This is a genomic window from Paenibacillus sp. FSL P4-0127 (genome assembly GCF_038007325.1).
Lineage (GTDB): Bacteria > Bacillota > Bacilli > Paenibacillales > Paenibacillaceae > Fontibacillus > Fontibacillus macerans.
In genome coordinates, this window is the sequence record NZ_JBBOWY010000001.1 from 1,215,446 (window position 1) to 1,235,663 (window position 20,218).

General features: G+C 55.6%; 18 protein-coding genes. 9 read left to right on the forward strand and 9 right to left on the reverse strand.

Annotated features, from left to right (window positions below):
• Positions 1–17: 17 nt before the first annotated feature.
• The gene (locus tag NYE74_RS05415; RefSeq protein ID WP_124332373.1) at positions 18–1,178 is read left to right on the forward strand and encodes an efflux RND transporter periplasmic adaptor subunit; all 1,161 of its coding nucleotides are present in this window, start codon (positions 18–20) and stop codon (positions 1,176–1,178) included.
• A 72-nt stretch (positions 1,179–1,250) separates the two neighbouring features.
• Positions 1,251–2,585, forward strand: coding sequence for an ABC transporter substrate-binding protein (locus NYE74_RS05420; protein ID WP_124332374.1), 1,335 nt, complete (start codon positions 1,251–1,253; stop codon positions 2,583–2,585).
• A gap of 78 nt (positions 2,586–2,663) precedes the next feature.
• On the opposite strand, the gene NYE74_RS05425 is transcribed toward NYE74_RS05420, so the two are convergent.
• The 9 genes from NYE74_RS05425 to NYE74_RS05465 form a co-directional block, all read right to left on the reverse strand.
• Positions 2,664–4,574 (reverse strand): S-layer homology domain-containing protein, encoded by a 1,911-nt coding sequence (locus NYE74_RS05425; RefSeq protein ID WP_124332375.1) that lies wholly within the window; start codon positions 4,572–4,574, stop codon positions 2,664–2,666.
• 399 nt (positions 4,575–4,973) lie between these two features.
• On the reverse strand, positions 4,974–5,168 hold the full coding sequence (locus NYE74_RS05430; RefSeq protein ID WP_036618907.1) for a hypothetical protein: 195 nt from the start codon (positions 5,166–5,168) through the stop codon (positions 4,974–4,976).
• A 6-nt stretch (positions 5,169–5,174) separates the two neighbouring features.
• Positions 5,175–5,696, reverse strand: coding sequence for a hypothetical protein (locus NYE74_RS05435; RefSeq protein WP_316561038.1), 522 nt, complete (start codon positions 5,694–5,696; stop codon positions 5,175–5,177).
• On the reverse strand, positions 5,693–5,983 hold the full coding sequence (locus NYE74_RS05440) for a hypothetical protein (RefSeq protein ID WP_316561039.1): 291 nt from the start codon (positions 5,981–5,983) through the stop codon (positions 5,693–5,695). Before NYE74_RS05440 ends, NYE74_RS05435 begins: the two co-directional genes overlap by 4 nt.
• 63 nt (positions 5,984–6,046) lie before the next feature.
• Positions 6,047–6,325 (reverse strand): hypothetical protein, encoded by a 279-nt coding sequence (locus NYE74_RS05445; protein WP_124332378.1) that lies wholly within the window; start codon positions 6,323–6,325, stop codon positions 6,047–6,049.
• 200 nt (positions 6,326–6,525) lie between these two features.
• Positions 6,526–7,929 (reverse strand): NAD-dependent malic enzyme, encoded by a 1,404-nt coding sequence (locus tag NYE74_RS05450; RefSeq protein ID WP_316561040.1) that lies wholly within the window; start codon positions 7,927–7,929, stop codon positions 6,526–6,528.
• Between the two features lie 2 nt (positions 7,930–7,931).
• Complete coding sequence (locus tag NYE74_RS05455) at positions 7,932–9,194, reverse strand: Glu/Leu/Phe/Val family dehydrogenase (RefSeq protein WP_316561041.1); 1,263 nt, start codon at positions 9,192–9,194, stop codon at positions 7,932–7,934.
• A 286-nt stretch (positions 9,195–9,480) separates the two neighbouring features.
• Positions 9,481–11,058 (reverse strand): L-glutamate gamma-semialdehyde dehydrogenase, encoded by a 1,578-nt coding sequence (gene pruA / locus NYE74_RS05460; protein WP_124332381.1) that lies wholly within the window; start codon positions 11,056–11,058, stop codon positions 9,481–9,483.
• Positions 11,059–11,083: 25 nt separating this feature from the next.
• Positions 11,084–11,998 carry a proline dehydrogenase family protein gene (locus tag NYE74_RS05465; RefSeq protein ID WP_124332382.1) on the reverse strand — a complete coding sequence of 305 codons (915 nt, stop codon included), beginning with the start codon at positions 11,996–11,998 and terminating at the stop codon, positions 11,084–11,086.
• Positions 11,999–12,255: 257 nt separating this feature from the next.
• Between NYE74_RS05465 and NYE74_RS05470 the strand changes: the two genes are divergently transcribed.
• The 7 genes from NYE74_RS05470 to NYE74_RS05500 all read left to right on the forward strand — a co-directional run bounded on the left by NYE74_RS05470 (position 12,256) and on the right by NYE74_RS05500 (position 20,199).
• Complete coding sequence (locus NYE74_RS05470; protein WP_124332383.1) at positions 12,256–14,115, forward strand: sigma-54 interaction domain-containing protein; 1,860 nt, start codon at positions 12,256–12,258, stop codon at positions 14,113–14,115.
• Between the two features lie 772 nt (positions 14,116–14,887).
• On the forward strand, positions 14,888–16,309 hold the full coding sequence (locus tag NYE74_RS05475; RefSeq protein WP_124332454.1) for a hypothetical protein: 1,422 nt from the start codon (positions 14,888–14,890) through the stop codon (positions 16,307–16,309).
• Between the two features lie 594 nt (positions 16,310–16,903).
• Positions 16,904–17,107 carry a hypothetical protein gene (locus NYE74_RS05480; protein ID WP_036627339.1) on the forward strand — a complete coding sequence of 68 codons (204 nt, stop codon included), beginning with the start codon at positions 16,904–16,906 and terminating at the stop codon, positions 17,105–17,107.
• Positions 17,108–17,171: 64 nt separating this feature from the next.
• Positions 17,172–17,912, forward strand: coding sequence for a hypothetical protein (locus NYE74_RS05485; RefSeq protein ID WP_051985811.1), 741 nt, complete (start codon positions 17,172–17,174; stop codon positions 17,910–17,912).
• Between the two features lie 32 nt (positions 17,913–17,944).
• The gene (locus tag NYE74_RS05490; RefSeq protein WP_051985812.1) at positions 17,945–19,165 is read left to right on the forward strand and encodes a glutathionylspermidine synthase family protein; all 1,221 of its coding nucleotides are present in this window, start codon (positions 17,945–17,947) and stop codon (positions 19,163–19,165) included.
• The gene (locus tag NYE74_RS05495) at positions 19,166–19,810 is read left to right on the forward strand and encodes a hypothetical protein (protein WP_036618930.1); all 645 of its coding nucleotides are present in this window, start codon (positions 19,166–19,168) and stop codon (positions 19,808–19,810) included. It begins immediately after the preceding gene.
• Complete coding sequence (locus tag NYE74_RS05500) at positions 19,807–20,199, forward strand: DUF350 domain-containing protein (protein ID WP_036618932.1); 393 nt, start codon at positions 19,807–19,809, stop codon at positions 20,197–20,199. Before NYE74_RS05495 ends, NYE74_RS05500 begins: the two co-directional genes overlap by 4 nt.
• Positions 20,200–20,218: the final 19 nt, after the last annotated feature.

Here is a 20,218-nt window from a genome sequence, read left to right on the forward strand (position 1 = left end):
GGGGGGGATGCAAAACGATGGAGTTAACGAAAGAGCAGGCTGATCGTAAACGAAAAAAACTGATTTTTACCGTCTTTATGCTGCTGATGGGGGGGCTGCTGTTTTTCACGTTTTTCAGCAACACGCTCCAATCGGTGACCTTACCGAAGGTCCGGACGGTACAGGCGGTGGCCGGGGGGCTTACATACAAGCTGGAGGGCAGCGGGATCTTGCAGCCGGCAAAGCAGGCGGAGCTGGCGAATCCGGCGGGCTGGAAGGTCCGGGAAGTGCTCGTGAAGAAAGGCGAAGCGGTTAAGAAAGGACAGAAGCTTGTGCTTTACGACAGCGCCGCCGCCGAGCGTGAGCTTGAGGATGAGCTCGCAGAGCTAAAGAAGCAACGAATCGCGCTGCAAAACGTTCAGGATCAATTTATTCAGGCGACGGTTAGCGGAGACGAAGCCGGCCTTCGTACGACTAAACGCGAGTTGGAAACGCGAAAGCTCGATCTCTCGGTGCAGGAGCGGAAAATCGTGGGGCTGCGGGAGCAGTTAAAGCGTGAGCGGGAACTCTTGGCCCCGTTTGACGGGGTGATTAAGGAAGTGAATGCGGTGGAGGGCTTGGCCTCGGCCGGACTGCCGGATGTGGTGGTATCGAGCGGCAGCGCGGGATACCTGCTGGAGATTGCCGTCGACGGGCCGCTGATCGGCCGTCTCGGGACCAGGGCCGGGCAGAACATCGAAGTTGAGGTTGCCCAGGTCGCCGATCGGCCGGCGTACAGGCTGGAGGGCACGATCGAAGAAATGGCCGATGCGGGGTCGCGGAGCTACGGTTCGTCGGAGAACGCTGCCGGAACGCTGGAGGCGGTGCCGCAAAAGCTGCTGCGCATCCATGTGGCCGATTCCGGCCTGAAAGGGGGTGAGCAGGCTTCGGTCAAGCTGGAGCAGGCTTCCTCCGACAAAGGCTGGGTGCTTCCGAACGAAGCGGTTCATCGCGACGGAGAAAAGCGGTTTATTTTCAAGGTGGAGGAACAGCTGGGCGCTTTGGGAAATATGTTTGTGGCCCGCAAGGTGCCGATCGAAACGAGCGCCGTGAACGAAGGGGAAACGATGATTCCGGCGGATCTCCTGTATGAAGGAGACCTGATTATCCTGGAAAGCAGCGAGCCGTTGCAGGACGGCAACCAGATTCGTTTGCAATAAATTTGTTGAAAACCTGACTTTTTGAACACGGACTTTAAATAAAGATGCGAAGAGAACAAGGAGGTATATCCCATGAAAAAACGGTTGGCAATGACACTAATTGGAGCTTTAATACTTTCGGTGGCGATGACCGCTTGCGGAGCCGGCGGCGGAGGGCCGGAGACGAGCGGGAAGAAAGAGCAGCCTGTCGAGGAAGGGGGCAAAACCCGGCTGACCTTATCGGTTCAGGAAATGACTCCCTTTTATGAAGCGTTGGAGCGTAAGTTTGAAGCGAAATACCCGGACATCGATTTGAACGTCCAGGCTTACAAGCAAGCCGGAGAAGAGAGTAAGCCCGGCGATTTGGAGGAGTACCGGAAGTCGATCAATACGGAGTTGCTCTCAGGGCAAGGAGCTGACGTGTTCGAGCTCGACAACTTGCCGGTGGGCGATTATGTCGGAAAGGGCCTGCTTTTGAACATGGATTCGCTGTTGAGCCAGGATAAGACCGTGAACACGGACGATGTGCAAATGAATGTGCTGGAGGCGATGAAGGAAAACGGCGGCCTGTACGCTGTTCCGGCCGGCTTTGGCCTGAGGGCGTTTATCGGCGACGGCGAGGTGTTGAAAGACGCCGGCATCCAGGAAGGGACCTGGAACTGGCAGGATTTTGCCGATGTTGCGAAGACGTTGACGCAGGGCAAGGAAGGCATTTATGCGATGGCGGACTACCCGCCGGAGATGCTGACGCAGGAAATGGTGGTCGACAGCTACGGGACGTACGTGGATTCGGCGGCAAAAAAAGCGAAGTTCGATTCGCCGGAATTCGTGGCGCTGCTGCAGCAAGTGAAAAAGATGTACGATGACGGCATCATGACCGGGAACCCGGCAGAACTTGGCAAGCAGTTGTTTTATTCTGCCGTCTTATTCGAACCGGCCGATGTAATCAACGTTACGCATACGTACTTCGACCACCCGCAGCTGCTGCAAAAGCCCCACAGCGCGGAGCAATCCGGCACGATGCGGATCATTCCCCTTACCCAGTTTGGCATCCGTGCGAAGACGCCCGTCCGGGAGGAAGCCTGGAAGCTGGTGAGCTTCCTCCTGTCCGAAGAGGCGCAATCTATACGAGAGCGCAGCGGATTTTCGCTGCTCAAATCGGTGAACGGGCAAAAGCTGGACGAGATCAAGCAGCAAATCGGGGAAGGCGCCTACAAACTGCCTGACGGAAAAGCCGTGAAGGCGGGGGATGAGGAATTCACCCGGTTCCAGCAGCTATTGGATAAAGTGGACCAATATTCGCAGCTCGACGGGAAGGTAATCGCCATCGTGGGCGAGGAATCGCTGGCCTTCTTTAGCGGGCAAAAATCCGCGGAGGAAGCGGGAAAATTGATTCAAAACCGCGTGACGACCTTTTTGAACGAATAAAGCAGCGGGGATATGGCGGTTCATGAACCGGACCATATCCCCGTTTTCCGCCTCCACGAAGAAGATCACGTTCAGGTATTACTTCGGTGCTTCCTCCGGCGTGATCTCCGCCTCCCCCGGGATATCGATAAAGACAGGCTCGGACAGCATCACGGGATTCCGGGCAAAATCCCAACCGCCGATTGCGACGATGCGGAATCTGCCTGGGCTCTGGAGCTTCAGGTAAGCAGCCGTGCTTGGGTTCAGCTCGATTCTGAATTCATGGCGGCTGAGCATCGTCACGGTGTAATCTCCGAAGGGATTCAAGTGCTTCGTGTCCTCGTCCGTGAAGTCGCCGCTGGCCGAAAAATCAAGCGTGATGCCGCCAAAGTCCGGCGAAACCGACAAATCCTCACTGAAGGTTAAGCTAATCGTTCCGTCTTCGTTATACGTGCTGCCGGTTACGGTTGGCGGCGTCTCGTCAAACGTAATCCGGAGTTCCTGACTGCCGAGCACGACGCCGTTTTCCCAAAGATTAAAGAACAGGGACGCTTCCGTGTTTTCCGTCGCTTCCTTGGCAGGAATCATGATGATCCCGTCGTTGGACGGAATAATAGAAACGAGATCGGAGTATGTGCTCAGCGTAACCGTAGCGATCACGGCATGGGTGGACGAATCGCTCACGTTGAAGGCGCCTTTTTCCGGAGCGTATTTGATGCTTCCGGCCGTTTCACCGCGCTTGACTTGCAAGAAGTCCCTGATATTCCGCTTGTTGTAGGAGTATTCCGCTCTTTCGGATTCGGATGTATCCCCGGATGAAATCGTAACGGCAGCCTGATCCGGTAAAAGAACGCTGTTCAGATAAAGCGCGGCTCCCTCCGCCAGCTTGATTTCAAGCGGCAGCTCTTGGGCGGCGGTCAATGACACGGGTCCCGAAGGCGCCGACACATTGCCGGCGGCGTCGACCGCGTAAACCTTATAATCCCCTTCCGTGAGGCCGGAGGTAGGGATTTCGGCCATGCCGCCGGCTGCGGAAACGGCCGCCCCGCTGGCGGATGCTGCGGAGACCAGGGCATCCAAATCTGCCTTGGTCAACGGATTTTTGGCGGCCGGGACAAGGTAAACATAGCCGGCTTCGCTGGATTTGACGGCAACGGCTTGTCCGATCTTCACCGGTGAAGCGGATACAACCGTGACCGTGGGGGCGGTTGTATCCGGCCGGTTTGTACCACTGCCGCCACCGCTGCTATTGCTGTTTTCGCGGCCGGCAATCAAAGTTCCGCCGCCGCTGTCCGTCCCGCTTGCCGCAGGAGTTGTTTCAGGCTGCTTGGATGCGTCCGTATCACCTTCGGAAGGCTTCGTGTCCGGAGAAGAATCCTCGCCTTTAAGAGTGTCCAGCGTTTCGATGAATTTGCTGGTGAGCGAAGCCACCTCTTGTCTTTGCGCGCTGCCGTCAGGTTTAAACGTGCCGTTGGGATAGCCGGAGATGAGGCCCAATTCAACGGCTGCTGCGACCGCATCTTTGGCGTAACCGGAAATGGAAGCCGCGTCGTTGAATTTCAGGTACGCCGCTTTACCGGCCGCATCAACCCTAAGCGCCCGCACCAGAATAACCGCCAAATCCTGCCGCGATAAATTGTTGCCATTGCCGAAAACGCCGTTACCGTAGCCGTTTATCAAACCGGCTTTGACCGCGGCTTCCACGGCACTATAGGCATAATTGGCCGCGGGCACGTCCTGGAAGGTGGCCGACGCCGGGGGCGCCGACACATCCAGTCCCAGCGCTTTGGCGAGGATGATAGCAAAATCCTGGCGCTCAATGGTTCCTGTCGGATCGAATTTCCCGTTGCCCTTGCCGTTCAAAATCCCGGACTCCGCAAGCTTCACGATCGCATCTTTGGCATAGGAGCCGTCGATGTCCGTGAAAGTGGTTGCCGCATGGGCAGGCAGCGCGCAGGCGCTAAGCAGGGCTGCCGTGGTGATTACCTTGACATAAAGCTTTTTGTTCAAAAAAGTCCCCCCATTAACTAGCTATCTTTCATTTCCCCTCTGGTTGTCTGGAAGTCTAGTTACAGTCAATATATAATAATTTAAAAAATATGTAATCAAAATTTTGAATATACAAAAAGACCCTGCCTCCATGTTTGCTGAGGATAGGGTCTTTCTCTGCTCCTGTTATCCTAATAAATCGTAAAGCTACTATCTAGGAGAGACCGATTGTTTATGGGGTTGTAACGGAGAAGGAGGAAATTCTATTTATCCATCAACCACTTTGAAAGGAAGGACTTTTTACAGATACGGATAAACTATTTTTTGATGAATTGCACTCGATTTCATTTGTTTGCAGGAATAACCTGTTTTTTTATTTGGTAAATGCTACTTATTCAATATAATTGTGAAATTGCTTTATTAATTTACAATATCCAACCAACCATCTAAAGTCAAAATTTCTGCGTTTTGAGTTATCACATTAATTCTTACTGGAAACTTACCATTGTCAGTTTCTATATACATATATTTATAAAAAGAAGGATAAATAAAGATACTAAAAAGTACAATTAAGGCAAAAATAGCTGCTAGTAAATAGATAATTCTTTTTTTCATAGGTAGCTACTCCTTCAAGGAATCTAAATTGATTTCGTAACGAAGGACATAATTTTGATTAAAGTACTCAATTTTTTTCAGAAGGACACCAGTATCTTGGTCATACCATAGCTCGGTTTTCACTGGAACATTTGTTTCTAGCTTAATGGTATTTTTTTTGTTTTTTCCATTTACATTTATTAACTCTTGACCATAACTTTCTAGGTATCCAGACGATCCATCTAAATCAGTATAAAAATGGTATTTTTCGCTACTTTGTTTCTCAAGATAAGAAAAAAGCACATAATAAATTGACCCTTCTTGAAGATTAGAGTCTGGAGGCAGAACTAGTTTTCTATCTACGTTGGTATTATCTACTTGTTGTTTAAATTCGGTTATTGTTGATTCGACAATTTTGGCGCCATTAATATTGAGTACTTTCTTGATATCTTCATACCTCAAATTATCATCCAGATACTCCCTTTCGGTATAGCTTTGTAAAATCAATTTTTTAGAAAATTCATATTCTCTAATGTTTTTAATGTTCAATCCAATCCCTGGTAATTTCCCGTTATTGAACCATTTTTTCCTCCAAATTCACCTGCTAGTTTCCCTAGAGAAAAACCTTTATAGCTTGGGTTTATTTCCCATTTTATAGTGCTGCCACTTGTTGTTTTTGTTGTTCCTTTCGGTGACCAATCTATTACCTCATATGCAGGTTCTCCAATCCAATGAGACTCTGTAAACCCAACTAAACTAATTCCTGATTTTGGTTTCGCATTCGATTGAAACTCAAAAGTAATAATGTCATCACCTTTAGTTACAGACTTATACATTTTGTAAACTGCATAGGATTCTGCTCCAGTAGTTGTTCCACCTCCAGTAACTGTTTGTATAAGTTAATATTCAGAGGAGGCATAAGTTTCAGAATTAGTGAAAAAATCTGGATGCTCCGATAATGGAATCAGGCCATATCCTTGTTGTTCAGCAAATTTCTTGTTTAATTCTGGATCAAGGGACATCTTAATAACAGAGGTTGATTGAGAAGATATCTCAGAAGTCGATTCCATGTCCCCATTTTGACTCCCCTCTGCAAATACAGTTCCTCCGTTAGAAAGCAGTAAGGTACAGGATAATAGTAATGGAAAAGTGAGTTTTAAAGATTTTAAAATGCTCATCTTTAAACCTCCTTACTTCTTTGATATAAACCGGCCGGATAGTTTTAATATAGCATAATTGTGTATTTTATTCAATGATTTACCATGGATAAATTATGAATTGGAGTTAATGTTCGGTTTATATTCAGATCTGTTGGTGGTATGCGGCAAGTGTGAGTACAACCGGATCATCCGTCGTTGCACCCGCCAATCGCTCCCGCTTACCGGAAATCCGGCGGAATGCGCCGGGCCACTCCGGTCGATATCGCCGCCACCACGATCGCCTTACGAACCAGGGGGACTACCTGGTCGTTGAAAATGCTCGGAATGATGTACTGCTCATTCCGCTCCTCGTCCGTGACGGACGAGGCGATCGCCTCCGCCGCGGCCAGCTTCATCGCCTCGTTGATCCGTCTGGCCCGGCAGTCGAGCGCGCCGCGGAACAAGCCGGGGAAAACGAGCACGTTGTTGATCTGGTTCGGGTAATCGCTCCGCCCCGTGGCGACCACGGCCGCGTGCTTCAGCGCTTCCTCCGGCCTGATCTCCGGCTCCGGATTGGCCAGCGCGAACACGATCGGGCGCTCGTTCATCGCCAAGATATCGGCGCCGGTTAGCAGGCCGCCGGACGAGACGCCGATGAACACGTCGGCCCCGGGCAGGACGTCCTTCAGCGAGCCGGCGCGTGCCTCCACCTGCGGCTGCTCCGCCAGCCACTGCCACATCGGGTGCTCGTATTTGCCGCCGAACACGATGGCCCCGGCTCTATCCACCGGAACAAGCCGGGTGACGCCCGCGGCGAGCAGCATTTTGCAGATGGACACGCCGGCCGCGCCGACACCGCTCACGACGACCCGCACCTCGGACATCCGCTTGCCGACCACCTTCAGCGCGTTGATCAGGCCGGCGGTGACGACGACCGCAGTCCCGTGCTGATCGTCGTGAAACACCGGGATATCCAGCTCCTCCGCCAGCCGCCGCTCGATTTCAAAGCAGCGCGGGGAACTGATATCCTCGAGATTGATGCCGCCGAAAATCGGAGCGACCGCTTTGACGGTGCGGATGATTTCCTCCGTGTCGCTCGTATCGAGGCATAGCGGAAAAGCATCCACCCCGGCCAACTGCTTGAACAGCATCGCTTTGCCTTCCATGACCGGCGCGGCGGCGTACGGGCCGATGCCGCCAAGACCAAGCACGGCGGTGCCGTCCGAGATCACGGCGACGGTATTGCGCTTGATCGTCAGCGAAAACGCCTTGGCCGGGCTTTCGTGGATCGCCTTGCACACTTTGGCCACGCCGGGAGTGTACACCTGCGACAAATCGTCGCGGTTGCGGATCGGCATCGTCGGCTTGATGGAGATTTTGCCGCCGAGATGCATCAGGAACGTGCGGTCGGACACATTGATCAGCCGGACGCCGGGCAGCCTGCGCAGCGCGCCTACGATGGCGGCTTCATCACGGTCGCCTATGTCCACGGTGATGTCGCGGATCGACGAACCTTTGGCCGAAGAGATCACGTCGATGGACGTTATGTCTCCGCCGGCCTGGCTGACCGCGGCGGCGACATCGCCGAAGCTGGCGTGCTCGTGATCCAGCTCCAGCCGGATAATGATCAGCGTAGTTGCCATAGTTAGATCCACCCCCGCCATTTTACGGCCTCGGTCATTCTTTTCAGGCCAACGATATAAGCGGCCAACCGCATATTAACGCCCCGCAGCCTGGAGGTCCGGTACACCGTCTCGAACGCGGCGGTCAGGATGTCGGCCAGCTTCTTGTTGATTTCCTCCAGCGTCCAATAGTAGCCTTGATTATTTTGCACCCATTCAAAATAGGACACGACCACGCCGCCGGCGCTAGCCAGCACATCCGGCACGATCAGGACGCCGCGCTTCGTCAGGATTTCCGTCGCCGCGTACGTCGTCGGGCCGTTGGCCGCCTCCACCAGCAGCTTGGCTTTGATGTCGGGAGCGTTCTCCTCCGTGATTTGATTTTCGATCGCCGCCGGGATCAGGATATCGCAATCCTGCACCAGCAGCTCCCGGTTCGTGATCCGGTCCGGGAACAGATGGGACACGGTTCCGAACGAGTCGCGCCGGTCCAGCAGTTCGAGGATATCGAGTCCTTTCGGGTTGTATAAAGCTCCGCGCGCGTCGGCGATTCCGACGATCACCGCCCCGGCGTCGTGCAGGAACTTGGCCAGGTAACCGCCGGCGTTGCCGAAGCCCTGGATAATGACGCGCGAGCCTTCGACGGTCATGCCGGCTTTTTTCGCCGCCTCTTGCAGCACGATCGTCACGCCGAGCGCCGTCGACGACTCCCGGCCCAGCGAGCCGCCCAGCACGACCGGTTTGCCGGTGATGAAGCCGGGCGAGTCGAACTCGCGGATCCGGCTGTATTCGTCGAGCATCCAAGCCATGACCTGCGAATTGGTATATACATCGGGCGCCGGGATATCCTTGGTCGGGCCAACGATTTGGCTTACGGCGCGGACATATCCCCGGCTTAACGCCTCCAGCTCGCGCAGGGACATGGTGCGGGGGTCGCAGACGACCCCGCCTTTTCCGCCGCCGTACGGCAAGTTCACGATGCCGCATTTGATGCTCATCCACAGCGACAGGGCCTTGACCTCCTCCTCCGTGACGTCGGGATGGAACCGCACGCCCCCTTTGGTCGGACCCACCGCATCGTTATGCTGCGCGCGGTATCCGGTGAACACTTTGACCGAGCCGTCGTCCATTTTGACGGGAATCCGCACCGTCAGCGTCCGCAGCGGCTCCTTGAGCAGTTCGTACATCGCCGCGGGCTCGTTCATCGTCTGCAGGGCAGTCCGGATCAACTGCTGCGTACTGGTAAACACGTTCCCGTTTTCCGCGTTAATGAGCTTCCCCTTCATGACGTTTATCCCCTTTTCATGTCCATATTTAAAGAGGTTGTTCAAAAAGTCCGCTTTTGATCACGAAGAGAATTCAAGAAGTAACTCGGCATCGAATCTTGAATTCAGCCGGACCCTCCGGTGCTCACGTACCCCAAACGTACGCTCCGCTCCTCGGCCCCTGGCTTCATCCAATCTTCTCGGTGCTGAAAACCGACCTTTTTGAACACGCACTTGAACTATATCCACATCGGCAATAGTATCGGCAACCGTATCGCTATTCATATCGGGATTCTTCGCACCGGCGTTATTTTTTTCGCGAGGTCAGTTTGGCTTGCGTGAACAGCAGCAAATAATCGTAGCCTCCCGCTTTCGAGTCGGTGCCGGACATATTGAACCCGCCGAACGGATGGCCCCCCACCAGGGCGCCGGTGCATTTCCGGTTCACGTAAAGATTGCCGCAATGCATCGTTTCCAGCGCTTCGGAGATCCGGTCTTCATCCCGTGAGAAAAAAGCTCCCGTCAAACCGAACTCGGTGTCGTTGAACAGCCGGATCGCTTCCCGCCAGTCCTTCGCTTTGCCGATCGCCAGCACCGGCCCAAAAATCTCCTCTTGCATAATCCGAGCCTTGCCGCCGACGCCGGCAAAAACCGTCGGCTCGATATAAAACCCTTGCGCGCCGGCCACTTCGGCTTGGCGCCCCCCGGCCAGCAGTTCGCCCTCCTGCTTGCCGATCTCGATGTAGTCCAGCACCTTCCGGCAGGAGCTCTCGTCGATCACCGGGCCGATGGGGAAATTGCGCTCGGGCAGCCCGATTGTCAGCCCCCGGGTAAGCTCTACCACTTTTTCCACGACCTCGTCATACACCGCCTCCACGATCAAAGCCCGGGACCCGGCGGAACATTTTTGCCCCTGGTAGCCGAACGCCGAGGTGACGATCGCCTGGGCAGCCGCGTCCAGGTCGGCGGTTTCGTCCACCACGATCCCGTCTTTGCCGCCCATTTCCGCCACGACCCGCTTAATCCAGAGCTGCCCCGGGGCGACGCCGGCCGCCAGCTTGTTGATGTGCAGGCCCACTTCCTTCGAGCCGGTGAAGCTGATAAACCGGGTTTGGGGGTGCGCTGTCAAGTAATCGCCCACCTCCGCGCCGCTGCCCGGAACAAAGTTGAGCACCCCGGCCGGCAGGCCTGCTTCTTCCATTAAAGCGGCGAACTTGGCGGCGATCACCGGTGTGTTGGAAGCGGGCTTCAGCAGGACGGTATTGCCGGCGACGATGGCCGCCGAGGTCATGCCGGCGCAGATCGCCAGCGGAAAGTTCCAGGGCGGGATAATGACGCCGACGCCAAGCGGAATATACGTCAGCCGGTTCTCTTCGCCGGCTACCGGGGTCAACGGCATCGTCTCGTTGATTTCGCTCAGCCGGATCATTTCCCGCGCGTAAAAATTCAGGAAATCGATCGCTTCCGCCGTGTCGGCATCGGCTTCGGCGTAGTTTTTGCCGGCCTCGAGGACCATCAGGGCGGAGAACTCGTGCTTACGCTCCTGCATGATGGCGGCGGCTTTCAGCAGAATTTCCGCGCGCGTTTGCGCCGCTGTTTTTTTCCACGACTCAAACGTCTCCAGCGCCGTCTGCATTGCTTTTTCGGCTAGCGCCCGGTCAGCCTTGCTTACCCATCCGATTGTTTCGCCGGTTTGCCCCGGGTTGAAGGAACGGATCTTGTCTTCCGTAAAAATAAGCTCGCCGCCGATGCGCAGCGGATATTCGCGCCCCAGCTCGGACTTGACCTTGGCGATCGCCTCCTGCATGGCCCGCTTGCCGGGCTCCTGGCTGAAATCGGTAAAAGGCTCGTTGCGGAATACAGCGGGTTTTGCCGTTTTGTTCATGGGGGAAGTCTCCTTTTCAGAGGGATTATTTAAAAAGGTTCTTCAACACAAACCAGACATTGGCCGGACGCTCGGCGAGACGGCGCATGAAGTAGCCGAACCAATCCCGGCCGAAAGGAACGTAGATGCGCACTTTGTAGCCTTCGCGGGCGAGCTGCAGCTGAAGTTCCTCGCGGATCCCGTACAGCATTTGGAACTCGAATTGGTTAAGCGGAATATTCAGTTGTTTTACGAGCTGTTTGGTGAAGCCGATGATTTGCGGGTCATGTGTTGCTATAGCGGTATAGCTGCCGTTCTTGAGGTGAGTGGAAATGAGGCGTTTGAAATTTTCGTCGACGTCCGGCTTGTTCGGATAAGCCACTTCGGGCGGTTCTTTGTAAGCCCCTTTAACGAGGCGCAGGTTGGGCTTCAGTTCTTTGAGGTCTGCGAGATCCTGCACGGAGCGGTACAAATAAGCCTGGATGACGATGCCGACATGGCCGAATTCCCGGCGGAGACGTCTGTAGATGGCGATCGTTTTTTCGCACTGCGCATGATCCTCCATGTCGATGCGGACGAACAAACCGTGGATGCGGGCGCGCTCCAGGATGTCCGTCATGTTGCGCATGCACAGCTCCTCGCCGATGCCGAGGCCAAGCGAAGTCAGCTTCAGCGACAGATTCGCCTGGACTCCTGAGGCTGCGATCGCGTCGAGCGTCCTCAGGCACATCTCGGTGGAGCGGCGGGCTTCCGCTTCGTTCGAAACGAATTCGCCCAGGTGGTCGAGCGTCGCTTCCCGTCCGGAGCCGTTTAATCGGCGTACGGTTTCGATGGCCTGCTCAAGCGTTTCCCCGGCGACGAACCGGCTAGCCCCGAAACGGAGGCCGTATCGGCGGGCCAGTTTGCTCACGGACCGGTTTTGGGCCAAGGCCAAAAACAGCGTTCTCATTAACGCATCCATGGCACCCATCCTTTTCCATATGTCGTTGTACACAGAATATACAATATTTTAAATAAATGAACAATATGTGTCTAAAAAATAGACGGAATTTTATTGCGAAAATCTTAATTATGTTCAAAAATGAACAGTATGAGCCTCTGACTCCTGCGTCTTCTCCCTCTTACGCGTCAAGCCAATCTCGTTAAACGAGTATTGAAACGCCGCTTTTTTCATGTTAGATTTACAAATAAATTGCAACGACGTGCGAGGTAATCGAAATGTTCAATGTTGAACGGGAGCGGCTGATTCGCCGGGATTTCGTAGAACTGAAGCCGGAAGAAAAAGTTTCTGCACTGCTGGCGGCGCTTCGGCAGGGCAAGATGGTCGTTACGGCGGCGGGGGACGGGGGAGTGTGCCTGTTTGCACCCCGCGACGCCAGCTTGCTTGAGGGGGTGACGGGCCGCATCGGCGAGTATTTGGCTGCGCATGGCGCGGCTTTTGCGGCGGTTGTTGTCCACGAGGTGGAGTTGAGCGTGAGCGGCCCGCTGCATGAGCTGATCGTCAAGCTGTCTGAAGCCGGCGGCCGGACGGCCATCGTTGTCGCGGACGAGAAGGGGCGGCCGATCGGATATTGCCCGTTTGGCGAGATGCTGCGGGCGGTGGGGGAGACCGGGCGGCAGACAGAGGCTTATTTCCGGACGCTGCTGGAGACGGTTAGCGACGCCGTGACGGTCGTGGACCGGAACGGGACGGTGGTCAGTTGGAATGCGGTGGCCGAAGAAGTATATGGGATTGCCAAGGAGGACATTGTCGGGCGAACGATCGGGGAGCATTTCGACCCGGAGGCGCTGGTCGTGCTGAAGATTCTGGACGAAGGCCGGCGGCTGCAGGGAGCGTATCACCGTCCGCGGCAGGACACTCACGTCCTGATCAATGCTTCGCCGATCGTAGCGGATGGCGGCGAAATCATCGGCGGGGTGGCGACCGAGCAGGACATCACGCATCTCGTCAAGCTGAACGACGAGCTGGGGGCCGCGCAATCGCGCCTGTTGACCCACAAAATGGGCGACCGGGATCCGTTTGCGCTGCTGCACGCCCGCGGCGAAAGCATGGGCAAGGTGGTGAAAGTCGCCAAAAAAATCGCCGAAACCGATTCGCCCGTGCTGTTCATCGGCGAAACCGGCGCGGGCAAGGAACAGTTGGCGAAGGTGATCCACCGGGCCAGCCGCCGGAGCGAGGGGCCGTTTCTGTCGGTCAATTGCGGCGCCATCCCCGTAGGGCTGGCCGAGGCGGAGCTGTTCGGCTATCAGGGGGGCGCTTTTTCCGGCAGGCCGTCCGGTCAGGCCGGCAAGCTGGAAGGGGCCGACGGGGGGGCGCTGTTTTTGAACGAAATCGACCGCCTCTCGCCGGATGTTCAGGATAAGCTGTGCCGGTTCATGAAAAGCCGTATGGCTGCGCGAATCGGCGGCGGTGAGGAGACGCCCGTATCCACGCGGATTTTCGCGGCCACGGCGCAGGATCTGGAGCGGCTGGTGCAGGAAGGGAAATTCCGGGCGGACTTGTACTACGCCTTGAACGTTGTTTCGCTAAAGGTGCCGCCGCTCAGGGAACGCAAGGAGGATCTGTCCACTTTGATCCAGACGTATTTGCGCACCTTTTCGCTGCAATATCAAAAGCCGGTGCCGGTGGTGGCCCCGGAAGTGATGCTTGCCTTTTTGAATTACGACTGGCCGGGCAACCAGACCGAGCTGCGGGCGGTGATGGAGCGCTGCGTTATTTTGAGCGAAAACGACCGGATTACGCTTGAGCATCTGCCCGAGGCGCTGCAGCAGCGGCAGGCTCAGTTGGAGCTTGACGGCGAAGGGTTTGCCGGGGAGGCTCGCTCCGCTTCCGGCCGGGTCATGGGGGCTCGCTCCATTTCCGGTCAGGCCGGAGGGCAAGGAATGGAGAAGTCGGGAGGAGCAGGCTTTGAACCTCCGTCCAGAATGCTGAAGCCCCGGATTACGCCCGAGGAAGAAATCGAGCTGATGAAGGAGGCGCTGGAGCGCGCTGCCGGGAACAAAAGCAATGCCGCCAAGCTGCTTGGCATCTCCCGCGGAACCTTGTACAAAAAAATCAAGGACTACAATTTGGTTTAGTCTATAACCGCTGGTTTAGTCTGAAACAGTTGGTTTGTTAGAAGCAGCTGTTTTATTAGTACTAGTTGGTTTGAAACTAGTTTTCGCTTCAGTAGTATATGGACCCAGCCGCTTGTTGGACCAAATGCAAAAGTGCATCTTATTTTCGGCGAATGCCCCCCTTGAGGCGATTCGCCTGCAAAAGTGCAGTTGATCGGGGCCGTTTCAGAAATTTTTGATGTTTCTGGCGGAATTGAAATGCACTTTTGCATTTCGCAGGTCCATTTCGCGAGGTTTTGACAAAATCCGCATGCACTTTTGCATTTCGTGGGATTTTACCCTGGAGGAAAATTACTTCTCGGGAAAATGATGCCAGTTTGCAAAAGATTTCTACTTCGCAAGATGATGCTAATTTGCAGGATACTGCTACTTCGCAGTATGTTACTACTTTGCAGGACGTTGCTTTTGTCTCGCAGGATTTATAACATTTTATGGGTTTCACATTTCGCAAGATTTTGCGTGACTTCAATCTCCCTTATCGACTTGTCGCCTAAACTCTTCTGTCTTACTTTATACTATTACCTCACTTTCTCCCACTGCCGCCTTTCTGCAATCTCATTCCCATCTCATTCCTACACTTCACTCTTACCTCACTCTTGCCTCACTGCCATCATACTTTGAACGCCAAGCTTCGACACAACCAAACATCAGTTAGCGTCATGGGTCGAACTCTTGCTTGGGCTCCTGCATAGCATATAGCACAATATGCTTGGAAAAGGAGCGTGACATCATGATGAGAATAGAGCTGTCGGCGATTCATTACGTGTATCTGGCCTTCATCGTGTTCATTTTGGCGCTGATGATCAAGCGGCGGGATACGACGATGATTTGCGTGACCGGCATATTTGCGCTCGGACTGCTTGCGACGGGAACGCTCAGCGGTTCGGTGTCGGGCATCTTTAAATCGTTTATCTACGCCACCAAAGAGCTGATGAGCACGATCATGATCATTTCGATCATCGTGGCGATGAGCCGGGTGCTGATGCGGACCGGCATCAACGAAACGATGGTGGCGCCGCTCACGCGTTTCCTGCGCACACCTTCGATGGCGTATTGGGGCATCGGCCTCATTATGATGGTGACTTCCTTTTTCTTCTGGCCGTCGCCGGCGGTCGCCCTGATCGGGGCCGTCCTGCTGCCGGTGGCGCTTCGCGTCGGGCTGCCGGCGCTTGGCGCGGCCGTCGCGATGAACTTGTTCGGACACGGCATCGCCTTGTCCGGAGATTATATTATTCAAGGCGCGCCGAAATTGACGGCGGATGCCGCCGGGCTCCCGGTCGGCAGCGTCATGGCGGCGAGTGTGCCGCTGGTGATCGTGATGGGCCTGGTGAGCACCATCACGGCCTTTTGGATGATGCGCCAGGACATGCGCAGCGGGGTCTGGAGAGACGGGCTGGCCGCGGCCAAAAACGGCGCGGGCGGCGTGCTGGGGGAGGAGCGTTCGGCCGGCCATGAGGACCGGGCCGCGCTGCCTCCCAAAGCCCGCAAATGGCTTGCCGTCCTGATCCCTCTGCTGTTTGCCGCCGACGTGGTCGCGATGCTCCTGCTCCACCTTCAAGGCGGCGATGCTACGGCGCTCGTGGGCGGGACGGCGGTGCTGATTTTGATCGCGGTGACGCTGCTGGCCCACCAAAACCGCGGCCTGGAGAAGGTCACGTCCTACCTGATCGACGGTCTGGTCTTCGGCTTTAAGGTGTTCGGCCCGGTCATTCCGATCGCCGCCTTTTTTTATCTCGGTGATGCCGCTTTTGCTGAGCTATTCGGACAGGTGCTGCCCGAAACATCGCATGGCATCGTCAACGACCTTGGCGCGGCCCTGGCCGGAATCGTGCCGCTGAACGGCATCGTCGGCGCGATTACGCTGGCTGTCACCGGAGCGATCACCGGCCTGGACGGCTCCGGCTTTTCGGGCATTTCGCTGGCCGGCTCGATCGCGGGGCTGTTCGGCACCGCCATCGGCTCGGGGACGGCGACGCTGACCGCGCTCGGCCAAGTGGCCGCCATCTGGGTCGGCGGCGGCACGCTGATCCCGTGGGCGCTCATCCCCGCCGCGGCGATCTGCGGCGTCAGCCCGTTTGAGCTGGCGCGGCGCAACCTGAAGCCGGTGCTGATCGGGCTTGCTGTGACGACGGTGGTGGCGATGTTTTTGGTGTAGCTAACGAGCGTCTCTCCCGGTTCGCCTTGCGTGCTGCACATTGGTTTTGGATCGTGCCGGTGAGGAAATACGGGGGAACGCCAGAGAGGCCTGCACTGATGTTGATGGAATCGAAATCAGGTTTATCTTGGGATCAAGGGGGCGCTTTCCGTCTACTTGATCCTGTTTTTAATTTGTTGGTTCCTTCCGCATCAGCCTCAATATTAGTAATGAATTATAGGCCAACTTGGAAACGGTTTGCGGGACGTTGTGTCGGTTACGACAGATGCGGCGGTAAAAGCGGACGGAACAGTATGGACATGGACAAGGGAGGGCGACGGGAAAATTAGAGCAACGCAAGTGAAAGGGATTTCCGGTGCGGTCTCCATTACGGAAGACGTTCGGAATCATTATGTGCTTTTGAAGGACGGCCATGTGATAGCTTGGGGATCCAACGAGTGGGTCTAACTGTGTGGAACCACCGTGGAATCTAAAATTTTTAATCATCCCTTATCTATGATTTTTCCTGATCTTTCATGAAACTAGGGAAGATCCTTTACGTATCATTAGATAGTGTTGTTTTAAATTGAAAGGGTGAGTCGATTGGACCAAGGCATGAGCGTAAAATTATACGAGAAACTGCCGGACGGGGAGCTGCGGGAGCTGGAAGAGCGCACCTGGAGCGCCAACATGGTCGCCGCGCTTGAGCATGTGAATTATCTTGTTGTCGGCAACCGCGAATATGAAGCGGTGGAAGGCCGTCTGAACGTCGACGAGGGGAAATTGGAGCTTCTGCTCATTCCGATTGCGCACGATTAAAGGATGCTTTCGTAAGGAGGGTTCGGATTTGGCGAAAGAAGAGGAAGAAGTAACGAAAAAGCAAATGCAACCGACGGAGATCATATCGCCATCGTCGCCACCGGAAGAGCCGGCCGGCTCTAAATTTTTCACACCGGACGGCAAACCGCTGCGCGTATTGTCCACATCGCTGGGGATCGCTCTGCTGGCTAACGCCTTTTTGATTCCCGCCCCCGGGGTTTCGGCCACCAGCAGCGATTCTTCGGGGGACGGACCGAAGCTGGTCGAATGGTCGACGGATGAAGTGAAGCAGTATTTTGACAAAAACGTAGACTGGAGCATTCCGCTTCCGGCCGACGAAGAGCAGCAGGGTGGCGCTGAAGCCGGCGGCGGTGCGGGGACGGACGGAACTTCCGGATCCTCCGGCGGCACGACCGTCATTAACCATTACGGCTCGGGGTTCGGCTGGGATGATATGCTGCTGTATCATCTGCTGTTCAACAACGGTTCGTTTTATTCGTCCAGCCGCTGGTATGACAACCATCGCGGTTATTACGCGGGCACCAATACGCCGTATGCTCCGCGCACGTATTCCAGCGGAACGTTCCAAAACAAGCAGGTAGCCGGCTCCGTCGTGCGGCCGAAAACCTCGACCTCATCCACCGGGTCGATCGTCAGACGCTCCACCTCGTCGCCGGCCGGGGGGATCGGCGGCAAATCGAGCGGACTGGGCTCGTCTTCCGGCACGTCCTCCGGTTCTTCGTCGAGCAAAAGCTCGATTTCCGGCTCGAAATCCGGCGGCGGCAAAGGGTTTTTCGGCGGATGAGCGGCGGGATACCCAACGGGGCGACTGGCGGAATGAACGGCGGAACGAATGACGGAACGAACGGCTGCGTGTTCGAAGTGATCGGCCAGCCCCATCCGGACCGGAGCGAACGGGTGAAGCGGCTGCAAGAGCTCGGATTTACATGGGCGGATATCGAAGAAGAGCAGTACTGGATCGATCAGATCGTCCTAATGCCCAAGGCTGTTTACGAAGAACTGGAGCAAGCGGCGTCCGCCATCTGGCGCATTTTGGACAAAACCGTACGTTACGTGCATCGCCGCCGCGATTTGTATGAGCTGATCGGAATTCCGCCGATCCTGTGGAACATGCTCGATGATCTGCCGCTGCCGGAGCCGGGGCTCATCAGCCGTTACGCGCGGTTTGATTTCGCCGTGGCGAACGACGGCACCATCAAGCTGCTGGAGCTGAACGCCGATACGCCCACGGGATACGTAGAAGCCTCGATCGCCACGCCGTGGGTGCTGGAGCAGGCCGGGTACGCTTCGCCCAACATACGGATGAAAGAGCTGGTTAAGGAAGCTTGGGCGCTCGAACGCCCGGACACCGCAGCTTGTGTATGGTACGGCCGCCATCTTGAGGACTCGGGGACAATCGAAGCGTTGGGCAGACACAGCGGGCTGGAGCTTTTTTACGAGGATTGCCTGGAGCTTTGGGTGGATGAAGGCGTTCTGAAAAACAAAGACGGTCGCGTGATTGAACGGATGTTCGCCCTGTATCCCAAAGAGTGGATGGCGGTAGACGATGGGGGCGAAGCGCTGAGCTACGCGATCGAAACCGGACGGTTGACCCTGTTTAATTCGCCGCACAGCATTTTGCTGCAGTCCAAAGGCTTGCTCGCCGCGGCTTGGGGGCTGTATGAGTTGGGTCTGCTGTTCGACGCGGAAGAACGCGAGGCGATCGCCCGCTATGTCCTGCCGACTTACAATAAACCGGTCTTTTCGGGCAGCTTCGTGTCCAAATCAATGTTTGGGCGTGAGGGCGGTTCCGTGCGCATGTTTGATGCGGAAGGGCGGCTCGAGCTGGAGGATCGGGAAGGCTTCGACAGCAGCGTGCTGTTCCCCTCGGTGTATCAAAAAAGAGCGGAGCTGGCGCGCATCGAAACGGCGGAAGGCGAACTCCATTTGTTGACCGGCATGTTCGTCTTGAACGGAACGCCCTGCGGTTTGCTTGGCCGGGCCGGCGGGCCGATTACCGGCAACGCCAGTCATTTTATTGCGTTGGGAGTGAGATAAATGCAATTGCGTAATAGAGCCTGGGTCCGGCGTTTCCTGGCGGCGGCCGTCGCCGTTTTGGCCGTGCTGGCGCTAAGCGCCTGCGGCGGGCAAAACAGCGTGTTGAGCACGGACAGCGGAGGGGCGGAAGCGACCTTAACGACTTCGCGCGTGCCGTGGGACTACCGGATCCTCGAAGGAACGGTGGGCGATTTGGTCGGGAGCGACATGACGATATTACCCGATAACGATCTGCTGCCGAACGACAATAACTATGCGACGGGCGACAAGGTTTGGGTGCTCCAGTTTATGGATGCCGAGCTGACGACCGACGAGAACCAGAAAAACGAGGTGCGTCTGTCCTCCTGGACGACGTTGAAGTCTTACCCCGATCAGGCCACGGCCGAAAAAGACCTGGCCGAACTCAAGGTGTCCGTAACGACGGACGTTGATTTGGTCGGCGTGTACAAAACGGAGTACAAGGGGAAGACCCGGAATTTTGCCGTGCTAGAGCTGCCGACCGGCAACCGCATCAAGCAGCCGATCGACGACGAACGTTACACGGCTTTGAAGCAGGCCAAAACCGCGTCGGTCGTATTGGAGGAAGTGCATGATTTTGCCGATTATGATTTGGCGTACGCGAAATTTCGGGGGTGGGCGAATTGACGGTAGTCATTAATATTGTCGTGAGCGTGATCGCCATGATTTTGCTCCAGCTGGTGGGGATGGTCATTTTTAATTGGATGACACCGTATCGCGACATGGATGAGCTGAAAAAGGGAAATGTGGCCGTGGCCTTGGCGCTGGGCGGCAAATTTTTGGGCACGGCGATCATTCTCGGGGTGGCGGCTTATACGAACACTTCGATTTGGCACATGATGTTATGGTTTGCCGTGGGGTATGTGTGCCTGATCGCTTCGTATTGGATTTTTGAATTGGTGACGCCCGGGTTTAAAATCTCCGATCAGCTCAAGAAGGGCAACGTCGCCGTCGGCACCTTGCTTTGCCTGGTGTTCATCGGTATGGCTTTTGCCGTAAGCAGCCTGATTATTTAATAGCATCCGGGGAAGGAGC